This is a genomic window from Nonomuraea sp. NPDC049649 (genome assembly GCF_040675175.1).
Taxonomy (GTDB): domain Bacteria; phylum Actinomycetota; class Actinomycetes; order Streptosporangiales; family Streptosporangiaceae; genus Nonomuraea.
The window spans coordinates 1-20,095 of sequence record NZ_JBFAOH010000014.1; the positions used below are offsets into that span (position 1 = coordinate 1).

24 protein-coding genes are annotated in these 20,095 nt (G+C 70.4%); 8 read left to right on the top strand and 16 right to left on the bottom strand.

Annotated features, from left to right (window positions below):
- Positions 1–3: 3 nt before the first annotated feature.
- The 3 genes from AB0J42_RS19470 to AB0J42_RS19480 form a co-directional block, all read right to left on the bottom strand.
- On the bottom strand, positions 4–516 hold the full coding sequence (locus tag AB0J42_RS19470) for an N-terminal phage integrase SAM-like domain-containing protein (RefSeq protein WP_364296187.1): 513 nt from the start codon (positions 514–516) through the stop codon (positions 4–6).
- A gap of 426 nt (positions 517–942) precedes the next feature.
- On the bottom strand, positions 943–1,767 hold the full coding sequence (locus AB0J42_RS19475) for a sugar nucleotide-binding protein (protein ID WP_364296189.1): 825 nt from the start codon (positions 1,765–1,767) through the stop codon (positions 943–945).
- Between the two features lie 141 nt (positions 1,768–1,908).
- Positions 1,909–2,253: a pilus assembly protein TadG-related protein gene (locus tag AB0J42_RS19480; protein WP_364296191.1), complete on the bottom strand. Its 345-nt coding sequence runs from the start codon at positions 2,251–2,253 to the stop codon at positions 1,909–1,911.
- 440 nt (positions 2,254–2,693) lie between these two features.
- Here AB0J42_RS19480 and AB0J42_RS19485 point away from each other — a divergent pair, with 440 nt between their 5' ends.
- From AB0J42_RS19485 to AB0J42_RS19495, 3 genes are read left to right on the top strand one after another with little or no spacing between them, the layout of a single operon-like run.
- Positions 2,694–3,035, top strand: a complete 342-nt coding sequence (locus AB0J42_RS19485; protein WP_364296193.1) for a metalloregulator ArsR/SmtB family transcription factor — start codon at positions 2,694–2,696, stop codon at positions 3,033–3,035.
- 15 nt (positions 3,036–3,050) lie between these two features.
- On the top strand, positions 3,051–4,136 hold the full coding sequence (arsB, locus tag AB0J42_RS19490) for an ACR3 family arsenite efflux transporter (protein WP_364296195.1): 1,086 nt from the start codon (positions 3,051–3,053) through the stop codon (positions 4,134–4,136).
- The gene (locus tag AB0J42_RS19495; protein ID WP_364296197.1) at positions 4,129–4,530 is read left to right on the top strand and encodes an arsenate reductase ArsC; all 402 of its coding nucleotides are present in this window, start codon (positions 4,129–4,131) and stop codon (positions 4,528–4,530) included. The genes arsB and AB0J42_RS19495 overlap by 8 nt, the downstream gene beginning before the upstream one ends.
- Here the strand turns inward: AB0J42_RS19495 and AB0J42_RS19500 are convergent.
- The 5 genes from AB0J42_RS19500 to AB0J42_RS19520 form a co-directional block, all read right to left on the bottom strand.
- Positions 4,520–5,563, bottom strand: a complete 1,044-nt coding sequence (locus AB0J42_RS19500; protein ID WP_364296199.1) for an ArsO family NAD(P)H-dependent flavin-containing monooxygenase — start codon at positions 5,561–5,563, stop codon at positions 4,520–4,522. The two genes, AB0J42_RS19495 and AB0J42_RS19500, sit on opposite strands and share 11 nt — an antisense overlap.
- Positions 5,560–5,910: a metalloregulator ArsR/SmtB family transcription factor gene (locus AB0J42_RS19505; protein ID WP_364296201.1), complete on the bottom strand. Its 351-nt coding sequence runs from the start codon at positions 5,908–5,910 to the stop codon at positions 5,560–5,562. Before AB0J42_RS19505 ends, AB0J42_RS19500 begins: the two co-directional genes overlap by 4 nt.
- Before the next feature lie 32 nt (positions 5,911–5,942).
- Entirely contained in the window at positions 5,943–7,154 is a 1,212-nt protein-coding gene (locus AB0J42_RS19510) for an MFS transporter (RefSeq protein ID WP_364296203.1), read from the bottom strand.
- An 18-nt stretch (positions 7,155–7,172) separates the two neighbouring features.
- Positions 7,173–8,561, bottom strand: coding sequence for an FAD-dependent oxidoreductase (locus AB0J42_RS19515; RefSeq protein ID WP_364296205.1), 1,389 nt, complete (start codon positions 8,559–8,561; stop codon positions 7,173–7,175).
- A gap of 71 nt (positions 8,562–8,632) precedes the next feature.
- Entirely contained in the window at positions 8,633–8,956 is a 324-nt protein-coding gene (locus AB0J42_RS19520; RefSeq protein WP_364296207.1) for a metalloregulator ArsR/SmtB family transcription factor, read from the bottom strand.
- Between the two features lie 65 nt (positions 8,957–9,021).
- Between AB0J42_RS19520 and AB0J42_RS19525 the strand changes: the two genes are divergently transcribed.
- The 5 genes from AB0J42_RS19525 to arsM all read left to right on the top strand — a co-directional run bounded on the left by AB0J42_RS19525 (position 9,022) and on the right by arsM (position 12,584).
- Positions 9,022–10,083 (top strand): NAD(P)/FAD-dependent oxidoreductase, encoded by a 1,062-nt coding sequence (locus AB0J42_RS19525; protein ID WP_364296209.1) that lies wholly within the window; start codon positions 9,022–9,024, stop codon positions 10,081–10,083.
- A gap of 339 nt (positions 10,084–10,422) precedes the next feature.
- Positions 10,423–10,797 (top strand): metalloregulator ArsR/SmtB family transcription factor, encoded by a 375-nt coding sequence (locus AB0J42_RS19530; protein ID WP_364296211.1) that lies wholly within the window; start codon positions 10,423–10,425, stop codon positions 10,795–10,797.
- Positions 10,794–11,333 carry a DUF2703 domain-containing protein gene (locus AB0J42_RS19535; RefSeq protein ID WP_364296213.1) on the top strand — a complete coding sequence of 180 codons (540 nt, stop codon included), beginning with the start codon at positions 10,794–10,796 and terminating at the stop codon, positions 11,331–11,333. The genes AB0J42_RS19530 and AB0J42_RS19535 overlap by 4 nt, the downstream gene beginning before the upstream one ends.
- A 150-nt stretch (positions 11,334–11,483) precedes the next feature.
- Positions 11,484–11,816: a metalloregulator ArsR/SmtB family transcription factor gene (locus tag AB0J42_RS19540; RefSeq protein WP_364296215.1), complete on the top strand. Its 333-nt coding sequence runs from the start codon at positions 11,484–11,486 to the stop codon at positions 11,814–11,816.
- A gap of 12 nt (positions 11,817–11,828) precedes the next feature.
- Positions 11,829–12,584: an arsenite methyltransferase gene (gene arsM / locus AB0J42_RS19545; RefSeq protein WP_364296217.1), complete on the top strand. Its 756-nt coding sequence runs from the start codon at positions 11,829–11,831 to the stop codon at positions 12,582–12,584.
- Here the strand turns inward: arsM and AB0J42_RS19550 are convergent.
- The 8 genes from AB0J42_RS19550 to AB0J42_RS19585 form a co-directional block, all read right to left on the bottom strand.
- Entirely contained in the window at positions 12,561–13,046 is a 486-nt protein-coding gene (locus AB0J42_RS19550) for a hypothetical protein (protein WP_364296219.1), read from the bottom strand. The genes arsM and AB0J42_RS19550 overlap by 24 nt on opposite strands.
- 28 nt (positions 13,047–13,074) lie before the next feature.
- Positions 13,075–14,292, bottom strand: a complete 1,218-nt coding sequence (locus tag AB0J42_RS19555) for a glycosyltransferase (RefSeq protein WP_364296221.1) — start codon at positions 14,290–14,292, stop codon at positions 13,075–13,077.
- Entirely contained in the window at positions 14,289–14,741 is a 453-nt protein-coding gene (locus AB0J42_RS19560; protein WP_364296223.1) for a MarR family transcriptional regulator, read from the bottom strand. Before AB0J42_RS19560 ends, AB0J42_RS19555 begins: the two co-directional genes overlap by 4 nt.
- 112 nt (positions 14,742–14,853) lie before the next feature.
- Positions 14,854–15,624, bottom strand: a complete 771-nt coding sequence (locus tag AB0J42_RS19565; RefSeq protein ID WP_364296225.1) for an SDR family oxidoreductase — start codon at positions 15,622–15,624, stop codon at positions 14,854–14,856.
- A complete protein-coding gene (locus tag AB0J42_RS19570; RefSeq protein ID WP_364296227.1) occupies positions 15,621–16,172 on the bottom strand; it encodes a ribose-5-phosphate isomerase in 552 nt (183 codons plus the stop codon). The genes AB0J42_RS19565 and AB0J42_RS19570 overlap by 4 nt, the downstream gene beginning before the upstream one ends.
- A gap of 27 nt (positions 16,173–16,199) precedes the next feature.
- A complete protein-coding gene (locus AB0J42_RS19575; protein ID WP_364296229.1) occupies positions 16,200–17,924 on the bottom strand; it encodes a dihydroxyacetone kinase family protein in 1,725 nt (574 codons plus the stop codon).
- A 25-nt stretch (positions 17,925–17,949) separates the two neighbouring features.
- Entirely contained in the window at positions 17,950–18,969 is a 1,020-nt protein-coding gene (locus AB0J42_RS19580) for an NAD(P)-dependent alcohol dehydrogenase (protein WP_364296231.1), read from the bottom strand.
- A 62-nt stretch (positions 18,970–19,031) separates the two neighbouring features.
- Complete coding sequence (locus AB0J42_RS19585) at positions 19,032–20,087, bottom strand: substrate-binding domain-containing protein (RefSeq protein ID WP_364296233.1); 1,056 nt, start codon at positions 20,085–20,087, stop codon at positions 19,032–19,034.
- Between the last annotated feature and the right edge of the window lie 8 nt (positions 20,088–20,095).

A 20,095-nucleotide genomic window follows, 5' to 3' on the forward strand; every position in this document is an offset into this window, starting at 1 on the left:
TGGTCACAGTGGCGACGTCGGCATCAAGCCCGCGCCCGCCGCTGCCATTACCAGCGACAGCGACGAATCATCGATCACTAAATGCGGCTGGAGTATTAGCAGGACCTTGGCGTACTTGATCGTCGCCGGACTCACACCGTTCTTCTTCATGGTCGCGACCCAGGCACGGACATGTTCAGGAAGGATGTCGATCATCCGCATCGCGCCGAACTCGGGGATCAGATGCCGGTGGATCGTGTAGGTGTAGCTCTGGCGTGTGGTGGCCTCGATCTCATGGTTCGGCAACCAGGTGTCCAACACGTACCGCTCAAAGGTCTGCCGGCCCCGCCGCGGATCGCCCACTCGCCCCTGCGCGACAAGGCTCTCGGCATCCCGCCACGCCCTGTCGGCCTCCTTCTTGCTGGAGAACGTACCGGCGGACTTCTCCATGCCCTTGAGGTCCATGTAGTAGGCCGTGTAGCGGGGCTTGCCGTCCCGGCCGAGTCGCTTTCGGGAGAATCCCAAGCTGCCGAACACCTCCTTGATCGTTTGACCGTCGTTTGACCGTGAGACTCTGCGTCACCTCAGGGCACCTATGGTCACTGAGGGGGACTGGAATCACGGCCTCTACCTGGGAATTTACCCCTCAGAAGCGATCCGAGCAGGGAGCCCGATGAACGCGTCATGCCCGTTCGGGACGAAGAGGTCGTGGGTTCAAATCCCGCCACCCCGACACAGGTAGAGGGCTTGATCCGCTAAGCGGGTCAGGTCCTTTTCCCGTTTCAGGGAGACAACTGGGAGACGGAAGCTCCCGCGCACACATCTATGGCGCCTCGGGGCCGAGACAGATCTCTTTCACGAGACCCGATGGCGCGACCCCTCACTCGTCCCTGCCACCTCCGACGTGCCTACGACGAGCACCTGCGTGCTGTCCACGTTCCAGTTGCAGGCGCTGGACCACGTTTACTGATTTCTCAAAAACTGGCGCGCGCCGCGTAGCTCCGTCCGTAGCCGCTGCTGGGTCAGGGCGCATTCCAGCCGGACATCCATCGGGCCGGGCAGGCCAGCGTCCCCCCGCCGGCCAGACGGAAGAAAGCGGCTGTTGAGGCCGTCGCGCTGGGCGATGAGCAGCCCGAGTTCGTATCGGCTGACGGCGTCGGCTCCTGCGAGATGGTGGACGCCGCGATGATCGGAGGCGGCGAGTTCCAGGAGTGCCGCTGCGAGGTCGGCAACGTGGATGGGGCATCGTACGTCGTCCGTGAACAGCACTCCGCTCGAGGGTCGGGTGGCCAGTGGGTGCACCAGAGCTTCGTGCGGGGAGTCACCGTCGCCGATGATGAGCGACGTCCGGGCGATGACCGCGCTGGGTGAGATGGCCGCTACCGCCGTCTCAGCGGCTGCCTTCGCCGCGCCGTACGGTGTGATCGGATCCGGGACGCTGGCCTCGTCGTAGTGAACGGCGGCACCGGAGAAGACCGCATCGCTCGACACCTGCACCAGACGACTGCCTGTCAACGAGGCGGCTAAGGCCACGTTCGCAGCGCCGACCGCGGTCGTCGTCCAGCCGGCCCGGCGGGAGGCGGCGTTGACGATCAGCTCCGGACGTATCGAGCTGAGCAACGTATGGACGTCCTCTTGCCGGCGCACGTCGAGCGGCGACCACGTGATGCCTGCGGTCTCGCCCGGACGCGTCAGGTAGGTCGCGGTGACCTCGTGCCCTCCCGCCAGACATTGCCGGGCGAGCTCTCTACCGAGCAGGCCGCTACCGCCGACGATGAGGGCCTTCATACCCGATCACGATAACTGGCCCTTCGCTGCATGACAGGCCTGATGGTCTATACGGGGGCGCGCGTCATGGTCGTCCTTGTTCGATGCCGTGGAACATCCGCGCCGACGCATTGGCCGTCGCGGTCACGCTGGTGATGCCGATCAGGGAGACGAGCTTGGTCGGCCGGGACACGGTGACCGTGACCTGGATGTCCGGTCCCCCGCCATGGCGGCTCTTCCCTGCGGACCGGCTGAGCCGAGGTAGGCGCGTGCGGCGGACAGCGCTTTGGTGCTGTCGATCTCGATCCGGCCGCCCTTGGCGTAGACCCGGTCGACGTCGACCTGTCCCGCTCCGGCCCGCGCGGCCTCCTCTGCGACGGCGTACGCCTCGCGGTATGCCTGGATCTTCGTCCCGCCGTCCACGACGAGCCCTGCGCAGATCAGCAATGCCACGGTGAACACCACCGAGAAGGCCGTCACGGACCCTCGGTCGTCGTGCAGGTTCATGGTTGATCCCTCCTGGCTCGGAAGGGGTCGATCGGGCTGCTGACGGTGCCGGTCAGGTTCCTGGTTCCGAGGGTTCCGGGTAGTGCCGGGTCGCCGAGCTCGACCATGCAGGTCACGACCGCTGGAGTTCCGACCGGTGCAGAGAACCCGCTGGTGTCCACTGCCACGGAAGGGGCGCACACAGGCCTTCGCGGGCGAGGGGCCAGCCGCCGCGAGATCGGCCATGTTGCGGTCATTGGCGCGGTCGCCGCGGTGCGGTGCGGCCCCCGGGACGACGCTGCCGGACTTGCCCCTGGTGAAAGTGGGCACCTTCGGCCCGGAGGCTATCGATCGGTTCCTGCACACCAGCTACGACCAGTTCGCCTGCAAGGGCCTCACCTCGAGGATAGATAGACATTCATCTATATAGACTAAGGTCGATGTCTGGGTGAGGAGAAGAAATGGAACCGCTCAGGGTGTTGCAGTGCAGTCCGCCGCTGACCCGTGAGCCGCTCGACGCCGAGCAGGCCTCCGGATTGGCGCGGGTGTTCAAGGCGCTGGGTGATCCGGTACGGCTGCGCATCCTGTCGATCGTGGCCAGTTACGAAGGCGGCGAGGTGTGCGTGTGCGACATCAACGACGCCTTCGAGCTGTCCCAGCCGACCATCAGCCACCACCTGAAGGTGCTCAAGGACGTCGGCCTGCTCACCTCCGAGCGCCGCGCCTCCTGGGTCTACTACCGCCTGGTCCCCGAACGGCTCGGCGAGCTGTCGGCGCTGCTCGACACCCCCGCCGCCGTCTGAGGAAGGAAAGCAGCTTTGTCATCGACCGACCTGACAGCCAGAACGCCGGCGATCATCGGCGGGCTGTCCACGCTCGACCGGTTCCTGCCGCTGTGGATCGGCTTGGCGATGGGCGCCGGACTGCTGCTCGGCCGGATGGTGCCCGGCCTCGACACGGCCCTGGAAGCGGTGAAGATCGGCGAGATCTCGCTGCCCATCGCGCTCGGGCTGCTGCTCATGATGTATCCGGTGCTGGCCAAGGTGCGTTACGACCGGCTCGACACCGTCACCGCGGACCGCCGGATGCTGCTGGCCTCTCTGGTCCTGAACTGGGTCGCGGGCCCGGCCTTGATGTTCGCCCTGGCCTGGACGTTCCTGCCCGACCTGCCGGAGTACCGTACCGGTCTGATCATCGTCGGGCTGGCCAGGTGCATCGCCATGGTGCTCATCTGGAACGACCTGGCCTGTGGCGATCGGGAGGCGGGCGCCGTCCTGGTCGCGCTCAACTCGATCTTCCAGGTGGTCGCGTTCGGCGCCCTGGGCTGGTTCTACTTGCAGGTTCTGCCCGGCTGGCTCGGGTTGTCGCAGGCGGCGCTGGACGTGTCGATGTGGGATATCGCCCAGTACGTGTTGATCTTCCTCGGTATCCCGCTGGCGGCCGGTTACCTCTCCCGGAAGCTGGGCGAACGCGCTCGTGGCCGGGAATGGTACGAGTCCCGCTTCCTGCCCAGGATCGGCCCCGTCGCCCTGTACGGACTGCTGTTCACTGTCGTGATCCTGTTCGCTCTGCAGGGTGAGACGATCACTTCTCGGCCCGGCGACGTGGCCCGCATCGCCCTCCCCTTGCTCGCGTACTTCTTCCTCATGTTCGGTGGCTCGTTCCTGGCCGGTCGCGTGATCGGTCTCGGGTACGAGCGGACCACCACGCTCGCCTTCACCGCCGCGGGCAACAACTTCGAACTGGCCATCGCGGTCGCGGTCGGCGTCTTCGGCGTCACCTCGGGCCAGGCGCTGGCCGGGGTGGTCGGGCCGCTCATCGAGGTGCCCGTCCTGGTCGCCCTGGTCTACGTCAGCCTGTGGGGCCGACGCCTGTTCAAGCCCGAGGAGCCTGCACATGCCTGATAAGCCCAGCGTCCTGTTCGTCTGCGTGCACAATGCCGGCCGTTCCCAGATGGCCGCCGGCTGGCTGTCGCACCTGGCCGCAGGCCGGATCGAGGTCCGCTCGGCAGGCTCGGCCCCGGCGGAACAGATCAACCCGATCGCCGTCGAGGCGATGCGGGAGGTCGGCATCGACATCGCCGCCGCGCAACCGAAGATCCTCACCACGGCGGCCGTCGAGGCATCCGACGTGGTGGTCACCATGGGCTGTGGGGATGCCTGCCCGATCTTTCCGGGCAAGCGGTACGAGGACTGGCAGCTCGACGACCCGGCCGGTCAGGGCATCGAGGCGGTCCGCCCGATCCGTGACGAGATTCGCGCCCGTGTGGAGCAGCTCATCACCGAGCTCACCGGCTGATCTGGGCGACCATGTCTCTCGCGGTCCGGCCGGCGCCGATGAGGGTGGCCGAAGCGGGTCCGGTCCAGTCGCCGTAGCCGAGCAGGTGCAGCCGGGGCTCGCCGACGGCGCGGGTGCCCTCGGTGGGGATGAGCCCGTCGGGACCCCGCAGGCGCAGCGGTGCCAGATGGCCGAGCGCGGGCCGGAACCCGGTGCACCACAGGATGACGTCGCAGGCCAGTTCGCTGCCATCGGCCCAGGCGATGCCGCTCGGGGTGATGCGCGTGAACATCGGCTCGGCCTTGAGCACGCCCCGCTCGCGGGCCTCGCGCACGGGCGGCACGGCCACGATGTCGCCGAGGTCTCCGATGCCCTGGACGGTCTCCCCGGCGAGGGCGGCGCGGTGGCGGCGCGTGGCCAGCTCGAACAGTGCGCGGCCGTCGAGCTCGTCGGGCAGCAGGCGCGGCGGGTGCTGGGCCACCCAGGTCGTCGTGGTGACCGTGGAGATGTCGGCGAGCAGTTGAGCCGCGGAGTTACCACCGCCGACGATCACCACATGGCGGCCGCGGAAGGGCTCCGGATCCCGGTAGTCGACGGTGTGGAGCTGCTCGCCTCCGAAGTCGCGGATACCGGCGTAGTGCGGCACGTACGGACGCCACCAGGTGCCGGTCGCGCTGATCACAGTCTTCGCCTGCCAGACTCCCCGATCGGTCTCGACGACGAGGTGGCCATCGCCTCTCCGCACGGCGTTCGCGGTGACCGGCCTGAGCACGGGCAGCTCGTACCGGCGTTCGTAGTCGGTGAGGTAGGCGACCGTGTCGGCCGCGCTCGGGTAGCCGCCATCGGGCGGGACGGGCATCATACGGCCCGGCAGCGAGCTGTACTGGGCGGGCGAGAACAGGCGTAGCGATGTCCAGGCGTGCTGCCACGCTCCGCCCGGCCGCTCCTGGGCGTCGAGGATGACGAAGTCGGCTCCGGCTCTGCGCAGGTAGTAGCCTGCCGCCAGTCCCGCCTGTCCGCCGCCGATGACCAGGACGTCGATCTCGCGGGTCACGCGGTGGACGTGGGCTCGGACATCGGGCTGAACAGCTCGCCGAGCCTGGCGACCTGTGCGGGGACGATCCAGTAGTAGACCCAGGTGCCGCGCCGTTCGCCGTCGATGAGTCCGGCGTTGCGGAGGATCTTCAGGTGGTGGGAGATCGTGGGCGCGCTGAGGTCGAACGCCCCGGTCAGGTCGCACACGCAGGCCTCGCCGTCGGGGTGCGAGCCGATCATCGACAGCAGGCGCAGCCGCACCGGGTCCGCCACGGCTTTGAGCAGCGCGGCCAGCTCGACGGCCTCGGACTCCTCGAGCGGCTGCTTGGCGATGGGGGCACAGCACGCGACGGGGCTGACGGTCATCGAAGACACCTCTTGCTTAGAAGGATGTCTAATCATAGGCGATCGTAGGCGACCAGGGCGAATGCTGCGGCCACGCACGCCAGCGCGACCGCGCCCATCACCCAGCCGTACCCCACCGCCTGGGCCAGCGCCATCGCGGCCAGCGGGGCGACGGCCTTGTCCGCGACGGAGAACATCGCGATCCGCCCCGACAGGCTCGCGTAGGCGGCGGTGCCGTACCGCTCGGCCACCAAGTACGGCAGCGTGATCGTACCGACGCCGAACCCGATCCCGAACAGCAGCACGCACCCCACCGCCCCCGCGGCGCTCTCCCCCACGACCGGCAGCAGCAGCGCGCCCAGCCCCTGCACGGCGAAGACCGCGGCGGCCACCGGGGCGGCAGCCCAGCGGCGGCGCAGCCCGGTGGTGACCAGCCGGCCCGTCACCGACAGCACGCCGAGCAGCCCGGCGACGGTGGCGGCGAACACCGGCGAGTGACCCAGGTGGATCAGGTACGTGACCAGCAGGACGCCGATGACGGCCACCGCGCCGCCGTGCGCGGTGAACGCCGCCACCAGGAACCAGAACGGCCGGGCCCGCACAGCCGCGCGCACCAGATCGGCCCGCCGCGTGGGCTTGGTCGTCGCGGTCTTGGGGCGGCGGACGATCAGGGCGTGCAGGGGGATGGCGAATACACCGTAGATCACGGCCAGGATGACGAGCGCCTGCCGCCACCCGTACCACTCGACCAGCAGGCCGGTCAGCGGCAGGAAGATCGAGGAGGCGAACCCGGCGACGATGGTGACCGCGAGCAAGGCGTCGGCCCGCCGCCGGCTGTCGAACCAGGTGACGATGACCGCGAACGCCGGCTCGTACAACACCATCGCGGAGGCGACGCCGACGGCGAGGAAGACCGCGTACAGCTGGGGCAGGCTCTCCACGCGCGACCAGGCGAGCAGAGCGGCGGTGCCGAGCACGGAACCGGCGGTCATGAGCCCGCGCCCGCCGCGGGCGTCCAGCCACCGGCCGGCCAGGGGCGCGCACAGGGCGGTGGTCAGGACGGCGAGGGTGAGTGCGGCGGCGACCTGCGTGCCGCTCGCGCGCAGGTCGCGGCTCATCGGTACGAGGAAGACCGAGAAGGCGTAGTAGAGCACGCCGTAGCCGATGGTCTGGGTGACGGCGAGGGCGGCGACGATGCGCCACCCGTGACTGAAGCGGCCACCGCCCCCGGTCCCGGGGGCGGTGGCATCCACGGCAAGGTTCACGTCGTATCAGGTCGCGACTCAGCCGCAGCAGCTTCCGCCGGAGGAGGCCGTGGCCAGCGGGAGAGGTGTGGCCAGCAGGCCGCCGCTGATGCCGGTCGCCAGGCCGATCCGCTGCTCCTGTGCCTCGGCCAGGTTGGAGGAGCACACGCCGGTCTCCGGCAGGTCGAGCTGGACGTCGCGGGCCGCCTCCCAGTCCCCGGCCAGGGCGGCGGCGACCGAGCGGGCCTGCTCGTAGCCGGTGGCCAGCAGGAAGGTGGGGGCGCGGCCGTAGCTCTTGACGCCGATGGCGTAGTAGCCGGGCTCGGGGTGGGCCAGTTCGTCCGCCCCGTGTGGAGGGACGGTGCCGCAGGAGTGCTGGTTCGGGTCGATGAGCGGGGCCAGGGCGCGGGTGGAGCCGAGGATCGGGTCCAGGTCCAGGCGGAGTTCGGCGGCGATGGAGTGGTCGGGGCGGAAGCCGGTCGCCCCCACGATGCGGTCGACGATGATGTCCTGCTCACTGCCTGACGGGTCGCGGCTGATGACCCGCATCCGATCGCCGGCCTTTTCGACGGCGTGGGTGAAGAAGCCGGTGAGTAGCGTGATCCGGCCGGAGGTGACGAGAGCGCGCAGGCGGGTGCCGAGCGCGCCGCGGGCGGGCAGGGCGTCGGCGTCGCCTCCGCCGTACGCGCGGGCGGCGTCGCCGGCGCGGATGGCCCAGGTGATCTCGGTGTCGTCGAGCTGGGCGAGGGCGAGCAAGGTGGTGGCGGCGGAGTGTCCGGCGCCGACGACCAGGGTGTGCTTGCCCTCGTAGTGCCTTCGGTCGGCGCCGAGGACGTCGGGCAGGGCGTGCTCGACGTCGATCTGGTCTTCGCCGTGCGCGGGCAGGCCGCCGGCGCCGAGAACGTTCGGGGTGGCCCAGGTGCCGGAGGCGTCGATGACGGCGCGCGCCAGGATCTCCTCGCCGCTGTCGAGCCGGATCAGGAAGGGCGTGTGCTCACGCCCGTTGGTGCGAACCCGGTCGTAGCCGAGGCGGCTGATCGCGGTCACCTTCGCATGAAAGCGGACGCGCGGGCCGAGAGCCTTGGCGAGCGGAGCGAGGTAGTCGCCGACGAGTTCGGCGCCGGTGGGCAGCCACTCGGGGTCGGGGGCGATCCAGCCGTTCGCCTCCAGCAGGCGGCGGGCGGCGGCGTCGATGTCGTACTTCCACGGGCTGAAGACCCGCACGTGACCCCACTGCGCGATGGACGCGCCCGCCTGCGCGCCTGCTTCCAGTACGAGGAAGTCCAGGCCACGCTCGGCCAGGTGAGCGGCGGCGGCCAGACCGACCGGGCCCGCGCCGATGACGACCACAGGAAGCGCATCGGCGTCTATGGGGCCGGGCCGCTCGCTCTCCAGGGACGTGGTGGTGCCGCAGCATGCGTCGCTCATGTTCACCGCTCCTGATTAGATATTCCTCTAAGCAGAGCCCATCATGCGGCTCTGGTTAGAAGTTTGTCAAATCAGCCACATGGGCCGTCCGGCGGGCAGCACGCCTGCAAGGTCGCCTGCAGGTCCGCGAGTGCCCGCGCGATTCCGTTCGGATCGACCCGGTAGTAGACGGTCTTCCACTCCCGCCGCGCCACCAGCACCCCACTGTCACGCAACGTCGCCAGTTGGGCGGAGGCGGCCGACTGAGCCAGCTCGAGCCGCTCGGCCACCTGGCCGACCGTCAGCTCGGTCTCGCCGCTGAACAGCAGGAGGATCTGCTGGCGGGTGTCGCTGGCCAGGGCCTTGAGGAAGCCGCGCGCGGCGTCGGTCAACTCGATTCCGTTCGTCGTCTCCACGGGTCGACTCTACCGCCTCATATTGTCAGTTCCTGATTTCACGATTTGACGATACGATCCGGCGCATGAACGCGATCATCATCGGCGGCGGACAGTCAGGACTGGCCGCCGCCCGCGCCCTGCGCCACGCCGGCCTGGCGCCCGTCATCCTCGAAGCCGGCGAGCGGCCCACCGGCTCCTGGGCGAGCTACTACGACAGCCTCACGCTGTTCTCACCCGCCCGCCACAGCGCCATGCCCGGCCTGGACTTCCCCGGCGACCCCGACCACTACCCCACCCGCGACGAAACCGTCGCCTACCTGGAGAGCTACGCCGCCACCCTCGACGTCGAGATCCGCACCGGCACCCGAGTCACCTCGGTCGAGTCCGACGGCGCGGGCGGCTTCCTCGTCCACACCGGCTCCGGGGACACCCTGCACACCCGAGGCGTCGTGGCCGCCACCGGCTCCTTCGGCAACCCGTACATCCCGGACCTGCCCGGACACTTCACCGGACAGTCCCTCCACGTCGCCGCCTACCGCAACCCCAAGGAGTACGCCGGACAACGCATCGTCGTGGTCGGCGGCGGCAACTCAGCCGTCCAGGTCGGCTACGAACTCGCCGAGGTCGCCACCGTCACCCTCGCCACCCGCCGGCCCCTCCAGTTCATGCCGCAGATCGTCGGCGGCCACGACATCCACCACTGGCACACCACCACCGGCTTCGACGACCTGCCGCCGCACTGGCTGGCCCGCCTGGCCACCGGCACCCTCGTCCTGGACACCGGCGACTACGCCACCGCCCTCCAGGCCGGGCGGTTCGACCGGCGACCGATGTTCAGCGCCTTCGACGGCAACGCGATCGTCTGGGCCGACGGCACCCGCGAGAACGTCGACACCGTCATCTTCGCCACCGGTTACCGGCCCAGCCTGGACTACCTGCGCCCGCTCGGCGCCCTCGACGCCCACGGCCGGCCCTTGCAGGTCGAAGGCCTGTCCACCACGCATCTCGGGCTGGCCTACGCCGGGCTGGAGTTCCAGCGCTCGTTCGCCTCCAACACCCTGCGCGGCGTGGCGCGCGACGCCGCCCACCTCGCCACCCCCTTGGCCGTCTACGCCGGAAAGGTCCTGGCGGCATACGGCTTCTGACCTGGGATCTCCTCTGGTCACGGTCCTCTGGTGCTGCTTCTGGTGGCGACCATGCTGACCGTTCGACCGAGCGGGACCGACGCGGGTCTCCCGGCACGCAGACGGCTCGGAACGGCGGCTCGCCGCGGACCGCGTCGTCGCCGCCACCGGCTTCCGCCCCGATCACACCGCGCGTCCGAGGCACGTACGCGGCCGACGTGCGTGCGATCCGGCCCACGGGCATGTGCTCATGCGCCTCCCCTCTCGGGCACGGTTCCAGACCGATTCCCGACCTCTGGCTTTCCTCGCCACCGACGAACGGAGTTGACGCTCTGGGTCGATGTTTGCATACTTGTGCAAATGAGCAAGGAAAGCTCGGCGGCCGCGGAACTCGGCGCGGTGCTGTCTCATCAGTTGTTCCGCGTCCTCGGCGACCCCACCCGGGTCCGTCTGGTCGAACTGCTCGCCGAACGCTGTCGCGCCTGCTCGGTCTCCGAGCTGGCGCAGTGTCTCGACGTCGACCTGTCCGTGGTGTCCAGGCATCTGGCGCTGCTGCGCGCCGGTGGTGTGCTGCGAGCGACCAAGACCGGACGGACCGTCCTCTACGAGATCCAGTACGAAGCGCTCGCCGAGGTCTTCCGGGGTATCGCCGACGCTCTGGACCGCGCGCACGACGAGTACGGCCGCAACGAGCAGTGTGAGCCGGCCGCGACAGCAGAAGGAGAAGAGCAATGACCAGCACAGTCGTTGATCAGGGAGCACGCCTCAACGGGGCAGGCGACTCACCACCCATGACGCGCCTGACCGTCGAGTACTGGACGGTGGACATGGAGGGCCAGTCCTCCTGCGGCTCCTGTGATGTGACCCTCACCGCACTCCAGGAGGCTGTCGCCACCATTCGTCCTGTCGCCGATCGCATCGGCCTCGCCGTGGACGTCGTTCCGCGCACGGTCACCACCTGGAGCGAAGCGGTGGAGAACGCGATCGTCGCCTCCCCCACCATCCGTGCCGGTGGCGCGGAGCTGCGGCCGGCACATCTCGATGGCTCAGAGGAGCGGGTCTGGCAGTGGCGCGGGCAGCAGGCAGGTGAGGCACCGGCCGAGGCGCTGCTGGACTTCCTGGTGCAAGCCGTCGGCGTGCGCAGCCGGGCCATCGGCGACTATCTCGCCGCGGGAGGACCGGCGCCGTACCTGCGCCGGTTCCTCCGCGAGGCGCCGGCCCCAGACGCGCCTACGATGACGGCCGGCAGTTGCTCGTCCGACGCGTGCTGACTTACCGGGTGGCACAGCACACACCCACCCACGGATAGCTGTCGTCCGGACGCGGACGCCGTGGCCCGGCGAGCCCACCGTCGCATGTTCGGCAGCACGTCCCTTCGAGGGCTTCCGCTTTTCGAGTTGATCTAATATCGTCGATTGTCGATGGATACTGAGAAGGGGCCGCTGCCGCGCGCGGAGGCCGAGGAGTACGCGAGCTGGTTCAAGGCACTGGCGGACGCGACGCGGATCCAGATCGTGTCGCTGCTGGCCCGGCGGCGCGCGCCGATGAGCGTGGGCGAGATCGTGGCCGCCTCCGGGGTGGGTCAGTCCACCGTCTCGCACCATCTGAAGATCCTGGCCGAGGTGCGGTTCGTGCTGGTGGAGCGGCGGGGCACCGCCAGCCTGTACCGGATCAACGAAGCCTGTGTGAGCTGTTTCCCGACCGCCGCCGACGTGGTCATGGGCAATCCCGCCCCGGCCCCGCCCACCTGCTGAAGGAGCGATGTCATGGCGCACGAGGAGATCATCGGCCGCTACTCCGCACTGGCCCGCGACGCCGCCGCCGGACGGACGGTCGCCGACTGCGGGCCGGACGCCTTCGACCAGGGCCGCTTCGGCGCCGCCGGCTACGACGACCTCGGCCTGCTGCCCGAAGCGGCGGTACGAGCGAGTCTGGGCTGCGGCAACCCGGTGGCCGTCGCCGAGTTGCGTCCCGGTGAGACCGTGCTCGACCTGGGCTCGGGCGGCGGCATCGACGTGCTGCTGTCCGCCCGCCGGGTCGGCGAGCACGGCAAGGTCTACGGGCTGGACGCCAGCGCCGACATGCTGGCCCTGGCCCGCCGCAACGCCGAGCAGGCGGGCGCGCGCAACGTGGAGTTCCTGCACGGCACGATCGAACGGATGCCGCTGCCGGACCGATCGGTGGACGTGGTCATCTCCAACTGCGTCATCAACCTGTCCAGCGACAAGGCCGCGGTGCTGGCCGAGGCGTTCCGGGTGCTCCGGCCGGGCGGCCGCTTCGGCGTCAGCGACGTCGTGACGGATGGCGAACCCGACCCCGATCGGCGGGCGGCCGTCGAAGAGCGGATCGGCTGCGCGGCCGGGGCGCTGCCGGTGGCGGAGTACCGGCGGCTACTGACCGCTTCAGGCTTCACAGACGTGCACATCACGCTGACCACCGCCCACGGTGACGGCGTCCATTCGGCGATCGTCCAAGCCGCCAAACCCGCCGCCCCACCGTCAATAGCAGCGCATGTTCAGTAGGGAGCCGCTGAACTCGCCGGCCAGATGGATGATAACCGGCTCTGTATCAGAGATGCCTCCTTCGGAGGTGCCGGGCTCGTCAAAGAATGTGTACGCGTATACGTCGTAGTCGCCGAGATGTCCGTCGGGGTCCTCGATTTTCGCCTGGCGGTAGTAGTTCAGCACCTCTTGGATGGGCCGGTCGGTCGAGATCTCGAAACGCATGGTGTACCAGCAGTCGCCTGAGTCACCCCGCACATCGACGTGCCGGTCGAAGTATTCGAAGTCCGTTCCGGGCGGCCGGGGATGCTTCTCGATGCGGTCCATCATGCGGGCCAGGCGGTAGTCGTCGATCCAGGTGGGCGCTTTGACGACCGCCGCGAGCAGCAGGAACGGTAACAACAGCAGGGCCAGGCAGCCGAGGCGGCGGGCCGTTCGGGAATGGCCGGGCGGTGGCGCGGGCGGGCCCTGGGAGTTCGGCATGGGCCACATGATCGCGTACCCGCATGGGTCAAGCGTTCAGCAGTTTCTCCAGGCGGTCGATGGCGGCGGTGACGCCGTGTTCGTCGGTCAGCCGTCCGGCGAGTGAGCGGGCGGCCGGGGTGAGGTCCGCGGCGGCGGTGATGGCGGCGGCCAGCCGTTCGGGGCGGAGACGGCCGGGCAGTGGGGGCGGGGCGACGCCGAGGCGGTGCAGGCGGGCGGCCCAGAACGGCTGGTCGCCCAGGAACGGGCGGACGACCTGCGGGACGCCGGCGCGCAGGGCTGCCGCGACCGTGCCGACGCCGCCGTGGTGGACGGCGACCGCCATGCGGGGCAGGAGCCAGTCGTGGGGTGCTTCTTCGATCACCAGGACGTTGTCCGCCTGCCGGCCCGGCCGCAGGGCGCCCCAGCCGGTGGCCAGGACGGCGCGGCAGCCCGTCATCCGTATCGCCTCCAGCACGGTAGCGGTCAGCGCTGAGGCGTCGCCGCCGTATGAACTGCCGAAGCCGACGTACACCGGCGCGTCGCCGTCGGCCAGGAAGCGGGCCAGCGGTTCGGGCGGAGACCAGGTGTCGTCAAGGGGCAGCGTCCAGAAGCCGGTCGGGCGGGCTTCGGCGGGCCAGTCGGCGGGGGCGGGCAGCAGGTGGGGGCTCCAGGCGTGCAGCACGCCGCCCTGCCTGATCAGGGACGCCGTCGAGCGGTAGGGGGTCGTCAGGCCCAGCTTCTCGCGCCGCCAGGTGCGCACCGTTTTCCGGTACGGGGCCTCGATCGCCGAGGTGGTGAGCCAGCTCGCCCGGTTGAGCGGGGACGGCACCCGTACGGGAAGGATCGGCGAGGGGAAGGCGGAGGTGGGCAGGTAGAGCGGCAGCAGCAGCCCGGCGAGGGCGGGCACGCCGAGCTTCTCGGCGACGTGCGGCCCGCCGAGGGACTTGGGGTGGTAGACGACCAGGTCGAACTCGGGGCGGGCGGCGAGGGCGGCCTGGTCGTCGAGGAGGCGGCGGAGCATCGGCGTGACCGAGCGGGCGGCGGTGATGGCGGCGCGCACGCCCTGGCCCTTGACCGAGTCGCCCAGGGTGAGCATCTCGTCGTCGAGCGGGGCGAACTCGACGCCGCGCGCGGCGATCATCGGCTCGAAGCGGCGGGGGGCGGCGAGCAGCGGACGGTGCCCGGCGGCCAGGAGCCCGCAGGCCAGGGCCAGGTACGGCTGGACGTCGCCGCGGCTGCCCACCGCGATCAGCAGGGGCCTCATCGGCGGTCCTTCAGCTCGTCCCACTCCTGGAGCAGGCGGGGGAAGCGGTCCATCATGAAGGCGTACATGTCGCGCATGAGCTCCAGCCGCCGGCGGCGCTCCGGGTCGTCGCCCACCGCTTGGAGCCCCTGCTCCGCCAGCGCCCGGAAGCCCTCGAACTCGGCCATCTTGGCGCGGAAGGCGCGGGCGAAGACGTCCTCGGCCAGCCGGTAGCGGTCGCGCCGCTCGCCCCGCACCCGGAACCGCTCTATCAGCCCGGCCTGCTCCAGTTGGCGCAGCGCCACGCTCATGCTGCTCTTGGCGACGGCCAGCGCCTCGGTCAGCTCGGGCGCGTCCGCGCTGCCGGACTCGGTCACCAGCAGCAGGCCCATCACCCGCCCGGCCGTGCGGCTCAGGCCCAGCCGTTCGTAGAACAGCCCGGCATCCTCGACGAATTGGTCCACGCCCATAAAGGGCAATATATCGTACTGTTCGGATCTTTCCGAACAGTACGAATAAATTGCGAGCGTATGGACGTCCGGCACACCGAGCGGACCGCCACCGGCAGGGCCGGCCGAGTCGTCAGCGGATGGTGTAGCCGCCGTCCACGACGATGTCCGCGCCGTTGATCATGTCGGCGCCGTCCGAGGCGAGGAAGAGCGCCGTCGCCGCGATCTCCGACGGGTAGGCGAAGCGGCCCGTGGGGATCTGGGTCTTCAGCGCGTCCCCCTTGGGGCCCTCCCACGCCTTGCGGCCCAGTTCGGTGAGGACGACGGTGGGCGAGATCGTGTTGACGGTCACGCCCCGGCCGGCCCATTCGGAGGCGAGCACCTTCGAGAGGCCGACCACGGCGAACTTGGAGGCGCAGTACGCCGCGTGCTGGTCCAGCGCGACCGTGGCGGCCTGCGACGCCAGGTTGATGATCTTCCCGCCGCCCGCGGCGAGCATGTGCCGGCCGACTTCCTGGGAGACCAGGAAAGTGCCCTTCAGGTTGATCTCCATCGTCCGGTCGAACGCGCTGACCTCCAGGTCCTCGGCGGGGGCCAGGAGCACGATACCCGCGCTGTTCACCAGGATGTCGATCCGGCCGAACGCCTCCAGGACCTCGCCGACCGCCGCGCGAACCGCGTCGGGGTCGGACACGTCGCAGGCGAACCCGGCGTGCCCCTCCCCCAGTTCGGCCGCCTTCTTTCTGGCCGCCTCGCCGTCGATGTCCAGCACGGCGACCCGGGCGCCCTTCACCGCGTACGTGTCCGCGATCGCCGCGCCGATCCCCGACGCGCCGCCGGTCACCAGCGCCACCTTGCCGGTGAGCCCGAAGCTCAGGTCGGGCGCCTTCTCCTCTGCCGTCATGTCCTCTCCTTCTCGCCGTCGCTCTGAGCGCTGCCATCCGAGCCGCAGGTACGCGCGAATTCCTCGCTCCGCAGCAGGTTCTCGGCCTGGTCGGCCTCGTAGGACAGCAGGGTCTGCACCTTGGCCGCGGAGGCGGAGGAATGGTCGAAGCGGTAGTCGAGCCATTCGGAGGCCAGGCGGCGGGCCAGTTCCAGACCGACGACGCGCTGCCCGAAGCAGAGGATCTGGGCGTTGTTGCTCAGCACGGACCGCTCGACGGAGAAGCTGTCGTGCGCCGTCACCGCCCGGATCCCGGGCACCTTGTTGGCGCTGATCGCCACCCCCAGCCCGGTGCCGCAGATCAGCAGCGCCCGGTCCGCCTCTCCGGCGGCGACCATCCGCGCCGCCGTGACCGCGATGTGCGGATACGCCGTCGTGTCCTCAGCCCCTACCCCGACGTCGACGACCTTCTCCACCCGGTCGTCGTTCTCCAGATCGGCCTTCAGGGCGTTCTTGTACTCCAGGCCGGCATCGTCGCTCCCGACGACGATCCGCCACTTCTGAGGCATGACCCCCCATCCCTTCGTTCGTGCGAATCAGCGATCGGGCGACAGCACGCCCGAGACGGCGCGCGCACACATCGCGAGTGACGTCGCCCCCGCGTCCGGGGTGCCGACGCTGCGCTCGGCGAGCGGGCGCGCCCGGCCGACCTGCGGGCGCAGTTGCGCGGTCGCCTGCGCCGCGGCCTCGCACGCCTCGGTGGCCTTGCGCCAGGCGGCGGCGAGTCCGGTCCCGTCCCGGAGCAGCCCGTCGAGCGTGTCGGCGAACGGCCCCAGCGCGTCGATCATGGTCTTGTCCCCCGGCCGGGCGCCCCCCAGGCGCTGGAGCGCGTCCAGCCCGGCCCGGACGGCGGCCGACACGTCGGCGCCCGCGATCTGCTCGCGGTCGTCGCCCAGCCGCTCGGCCGCGGCGCAGAGCGCGGCGCCCCACAGGACGCCGGACGTGCCGCCCGCCTTGGCCGCCCATGCCTCGCCCGCCGCGACCAGGACCGACCGCGCCCCCGCCCCGGCGTCGGCGGCGTCGCGGGCGGCGGCGAGCGCCGCGGACGAGCCCTTGACCATGCCGCGTCCGTGGTCGCCGTCGCCGGCGACCGCGTCGATCCGGCCCAGTTCGGCCTCGGCCTCGGCCATGGCCGTCGCGACGGCCTCCAGCCCCTCGACGACGGCCCGGCCCAAGGCGCGGGACTCCGGCGTGCTCGGGCTGACCGCCGTCGCGGCCTCCGCCTGCGCCGGCTCGGTGCGCCGGGCCGCCGCCGTGCGCGGCTGCACCCGGCCCCTGCGGTACGCGGGAGTATCCGCGGGGGCGCACCACAGCCGCTCCAGTTCCTCGTCGAGGAAGGCCAGGGTCAGCGAGCAGCCGGCCATGTCCAGGCTGGTCACCAGCTCGCCCACCTCGGGGGCGACGACCTGGAGCCCTTCCTCCGCCAGGAGCGCGGCCACGGTCCGCCAGACGACGAACAGCTCCTCGTACTTGGTGGTGCCGAGGCCGTTCAGGATCGCGGTGACCCTGTTGCCCGACCCGGCGGGCTTCTCGGCCAGGACGCCTTCCACGAGCTGCCGCGCCAGGTCCGCCGCCCGCGGCAGCGCCTCCTCGCCCACGCCCGGCTCGCCGTGGATGCCCAGGCCGACGCCCATCCGCCCGGCGGGGACGGTGAACAGCGGTTCGGTCCCGCCGGGCAGGGTGCATCCGTCGAAGGCGACGCCGAGGGTGCGGGTGCGGTCGTTGGCGTGCCGGGCGACCCGCTCGACCTCGTCCAGGTCGTAGCCTTCCTCCGCGGCGGCGCCCGCGACCTTGAACACGACGAAGTCGCCGGCGATCCCGCGCCGGGTGTGGGCCTCCGACGGGGGCGCGCTGGCGATGTCGTCGGTGACGAACACGGTCCGGGTGTCGATGCCCTCCTGGCAGAGCCGTTCCTTGGCCAGGGTGAAGTTCATGACGTCCCCGGCGTAGTTGCCGGTGAGGAAGAGCAGGCCGGCGTCACTGGCCGCAGCCTTGCCCACCGAGTACGCGTCCTGCGTCGACGGGGAGGTGAAGACGTTGCCGACGACGGCGCCGTCGGCGAACCCGGGCCCGACCACGCCGCAGAAGGCGGGGTAGTGCCCGGAGCCGCCGCCGACCACCACCGCGACCTTGCCCGGTGGTGTCTCGGTGGCCCGTACGACACCGCCGGGCACGCCCGTGACGTCGTCCCGGTACACGTCCAGGAAGCCCGCGAGCATGTCGTCGGTGAAGGTGCTCGGGTCGTCGTACAGACGAGTCATGTTGGTTGTCCCTTCAGTCGCCAGGTCAGCGCCGCGGATCGATCACCGATTTGACGGCGAGGGGGTCGCGCTCGGGGGCGAGCAGCGCCGCCTCGGAGTCGGCCAGGGCGAAGTGGCCGGTGACGAGGGTGTCCACGTCGACCCGCCCGGATTCGGCGAGCGCGATGGCGGCGGGCCAGGTGTTGGCGTAGCGGAACGTGCCGGTGAGCTCGATCTCCCGGCTCTGGATGTGGGTGAGCGGCAGCGGCAGGTCGTCGCCCATCCCCACCAGCACCGCGCGGCCCGCTCTGGCCAGCGCCCGGATGCCGTCGCCGGTGGCGCCGGGGTGGCCGGAGCACTCCAGCAGCACGTCCGGTTCGAAGCCGGCGTCGGCCAGCGGGGTGGCGCCGACGTCGATGGTCGCGGTCGCGCCCAGGTCCCGGGCGAGCTTGAGGCGGTGCGGGTTGAGGTCGGACACCACGATCTCGGTGGCGCCGAACGCCCGGGCGCACTGGGTGGCGACCAGCCCGATCGGGCCGGCGCCGGTGATCAGGACCCTGCTGCCCGCGCTGATCCGCGCCTTGCGGGCGGCCCAGACGCCGACGGACAGCGGTTCGAGCAGCGCCGCCGCGTCGTCCGAGATCGTGTCCGGCACCGGGTGCGCGAACGCCGCGTGCACGGTGACGAACTCGGCGAGGGATCCGTCGTACGGCGGCGTGGCGAAGAACCGCATGTCCGGGCAGAGGTTGTACCGCCCGGCGAGGCACTCCGGGCAGGTCAGGTCGGGCACGCCCGGCTCGATGGACACCCGCTGGCCGACCCGGGAGGCGTCCACGCCGGCCCCCACCCCGGCGATGACGCCCCCGGACTCGTGGCCGAGCACCATGGGCCGTTCCACCACGAAGTCGCCGATCCGGCCGTGCTGGTAGTAATGCACGTCGGAGCCGCAGACCCCGACCGCCGTGATCCGCACCAGCACCTCGCCGGGCCCCGGTTCGGGTACCGGGCGCTCCTCGATGGCGAGCTCCTGGATTCCACGCAGGACCGCTACCTGCATCGTGGTCATGATGTTCTCCTCGGCTGCGCGCTGCTCGGGTTGGGGGGTGCGGGCGGTCGCCCGCACCCCGTCTAGCCAGGCAGTTCCTCGTTGGCGATGTCGCCGGTCTTGAGGTTCTCCTCGATCAGTTCGGGCAGCCGGGCCAGGAACTCGTCCTTCTTGGTCACGACGTGCTCCATGTAGGTGTCCACGTTCTCGGGGGTGACCTTGGGCATCAGGTAGACCGGGTTCCGGTCGACCTCCTCGCCCTTGGCGATCTTGGCCGCCACGGCGAGGCCGGCGGCCAGCTCGACGGCGCCGTTCTGCAGGTTGGTGCCGATGAAGTCGCCGTTCTTGACGGCGTTCAGGCCGTCCTCGATGCCGTCGACCCCGACGATCGGGATCTTGAGGCCGGCCTCACGGGTCGCCTGGAGGGCGCCCAGGCCCATGTCGTCGTTCTCCGCCACGACGCCGTCGATCTTGTCGCCGAAGCTGGAGATCCAGTTCTTCATCTTGTTGACGGCCTCGTCGCGCTTCCAGTTGGCCGTGTCCTTGGCGAGGATCTTGATGTCCGGGTACTTCTCGAGGACGTTCTCGATGCCCTTGGTGCGGTCGATCTCGCCCGACTGGCCCAGCGGGCCCTGGAGGACGACGATGTTGCCCTTGCCGCCGAGCTCGTCGGCCATCATCTGCATTTCCTGCTCGCCGGCCTTGACGTCGTCGGGCAGCACGGTGCCGGCGAGGTCGTCGCTGTCGAGCCCGGCGTTGACCGCCAGGAAGGGGATGTCCTTCGCCTTGGCCGCGGCGACCTGCGGGCCGAGCGAGTCGGCCTGCACCGGGACGACCATGATCGCGTCGACGCCGGCGTTGATGAACTGGTCGACCTGGTTGGCCTGCGTGGCGACGTCCAGGTTGGCCGAGTTCCACAGGACTTCGATGTTGTTCGCCTTGGCGTAGGCGTCCACGCCCTCCTTGCCGGCCGTGATGAAGGACGACATGTCGTAGACGCTGACGCCGATGCGGAGGCTGTCTCCGCCCGACGCGCCGGCATCGCCGGTGTTCGCGGTGGTGTCGCCGGCTCCGCAGGCGGAGGTGGCCAGCATGGCCACACTCACCGCCGCGGCGGCGAACGCACTTCTGATGCGCATGAAAACTC

Excerpts from the sequence above, each read along its gene's own strand:
- AB0J42_RS19475 (WP_364296189.1), bottom strand. The coding sequence starts at position 1,767 with ATGAAGGCCCTCATCGTCGGCGGTAGCGGCCTGCTCGGTAGAGAGCTC.
- AB0J42_RS19480 (WP_364296191.1), bottom strand. The coding sequence starts at position 2,253 with ATGAACCTGCACGACGACCGAGGGTCCGTGACGGCCTTCTCGGTGGTG.
- AB0J42_RS19485 (WP_364296193.1), top strand. The coding sequence starts at position 2,694 with ATGGAACCGCTCAGGGTGTTGCAGTGCAGTCCGCCGCTGACCCGTGAG.
- AB0J42_RS19495 (WP_364296197.1), top strand. The coding sequence starts at position 4,129 with ATGCCTGATAAGCCCAGCGTCCTGTTCGTCTGCGTGCACAATGCCGGC.
- AB0J42_RS19505 (WP_364296201.1), bottom strand. The coding sequence starts at position 5,910 with ATGACCGTCAGCCCCGTCGCGTGCTGTGCCCCCATCGCCAAGCAGCCG.
- AB0J42_RS19515 (WP_364296205.1), bottom strand. The coding sequence starts at position 8,561 with ATGAGCGACGCATGCTGCGGCACCACCACGTCCCTGGAGAGCGAGCGG.
- AB0J42_RS19525 (WP_364296209.1), top strand. The coding sequence starts at position 9,022 with ATGAACGCGATCATCATCGGCGGCGGACAGTCAGGACTGGCCGCCGCC.
- AB0J42_RS19530 (WP_364296211.1), top strand. The coding sequence starts at position 10,423 with ATGAGCAAGGAAAGCTCGGCGGCCGCGGAACTCGGCGCGGTGCTGTCT.
- AB0J42_RS19535 (WP_364296213.1), top strand. The coding sequence starts at position 10,794 with ATGACCAGCACAGTCGTTGATCAGGGAGCACGCCTCAACGGGGCAGGC.
- AB0J42_RS19540 (WP_364296215.1), top strand. The coding sequence starts at position 11,484 with ATGGATACTGAGAAGGGGCCGCTGCCGCGCGCGGAGGCCGAGGAGTAC.
- arsM (WP_364296217.1), top strand. The coding sequence starts at position 11,829 with ATGGCGCACGAGGAGATCATCGGCCGCTACTCCGCACTGGCCCGCGAC.
- AB0J42_RS19550 (WP_364296219.1), bottom strand. The coding sequence starts at position 13,046 with ATGCCGAACTCCCAGGGCCCGCCCGCGCCACCGCCCGGCCATTCCCGA.
- AB0J42_RS19555 (WP_364296221.1), bottom strand. The coding sequence starts at position 14,292 with ATGAGGCCCCTGCTGATCGCGGTGGGCAGCCGCGGCGACGTCCAGCCG.
- AB0J42_RS19560 (WP_364296223.1), bottom strand. The coding sequence starts at position 14,741 with ATGGGCGTGGACCAATTCGTCGAGGATGCCGGGCTGTTCTACGAACGG.
- AB0J42_RS19565 (WP_364296225.1), bottom strand. The coding sequence starts at position 15,624 with ATGACGGCAGAGGAGAAGGCGCCCGACCTGAGCTTCGGGCTCACCGGC.
- AB0J42_RS19570 (WP_364296227.1), bottom strand. The coding sequence starts at position 16,172 with ATGCCTCAGAAGTGGCGGATCGTCGTCGGGAGCGACGATGCCGGCCTG.
- AB0J42_RS19575 (WP_364296229.1), bottom strand. The coding sequence starts at position 17,924 with ATGACTCGTCTGTACGACGACCCGAGCACCTTCACCGACGACATGCTC.
- AB0J42_RS19580 (WP_364296231.1), bottom strand. The coding sequence starts at position 18,969 with ATGACCACGATGCAGGTAGCGGTCCTGCGTGGAATCCAGGAGCTCGCC.
- AB0J42_RS19585 (WP_364296233.1), bottom strand. The coding sequence starts at position 20,087 with ATGCGCATCAGAAGTGCGTTCGCCGCCGCGGCGGTGAGTGTGGCCATG.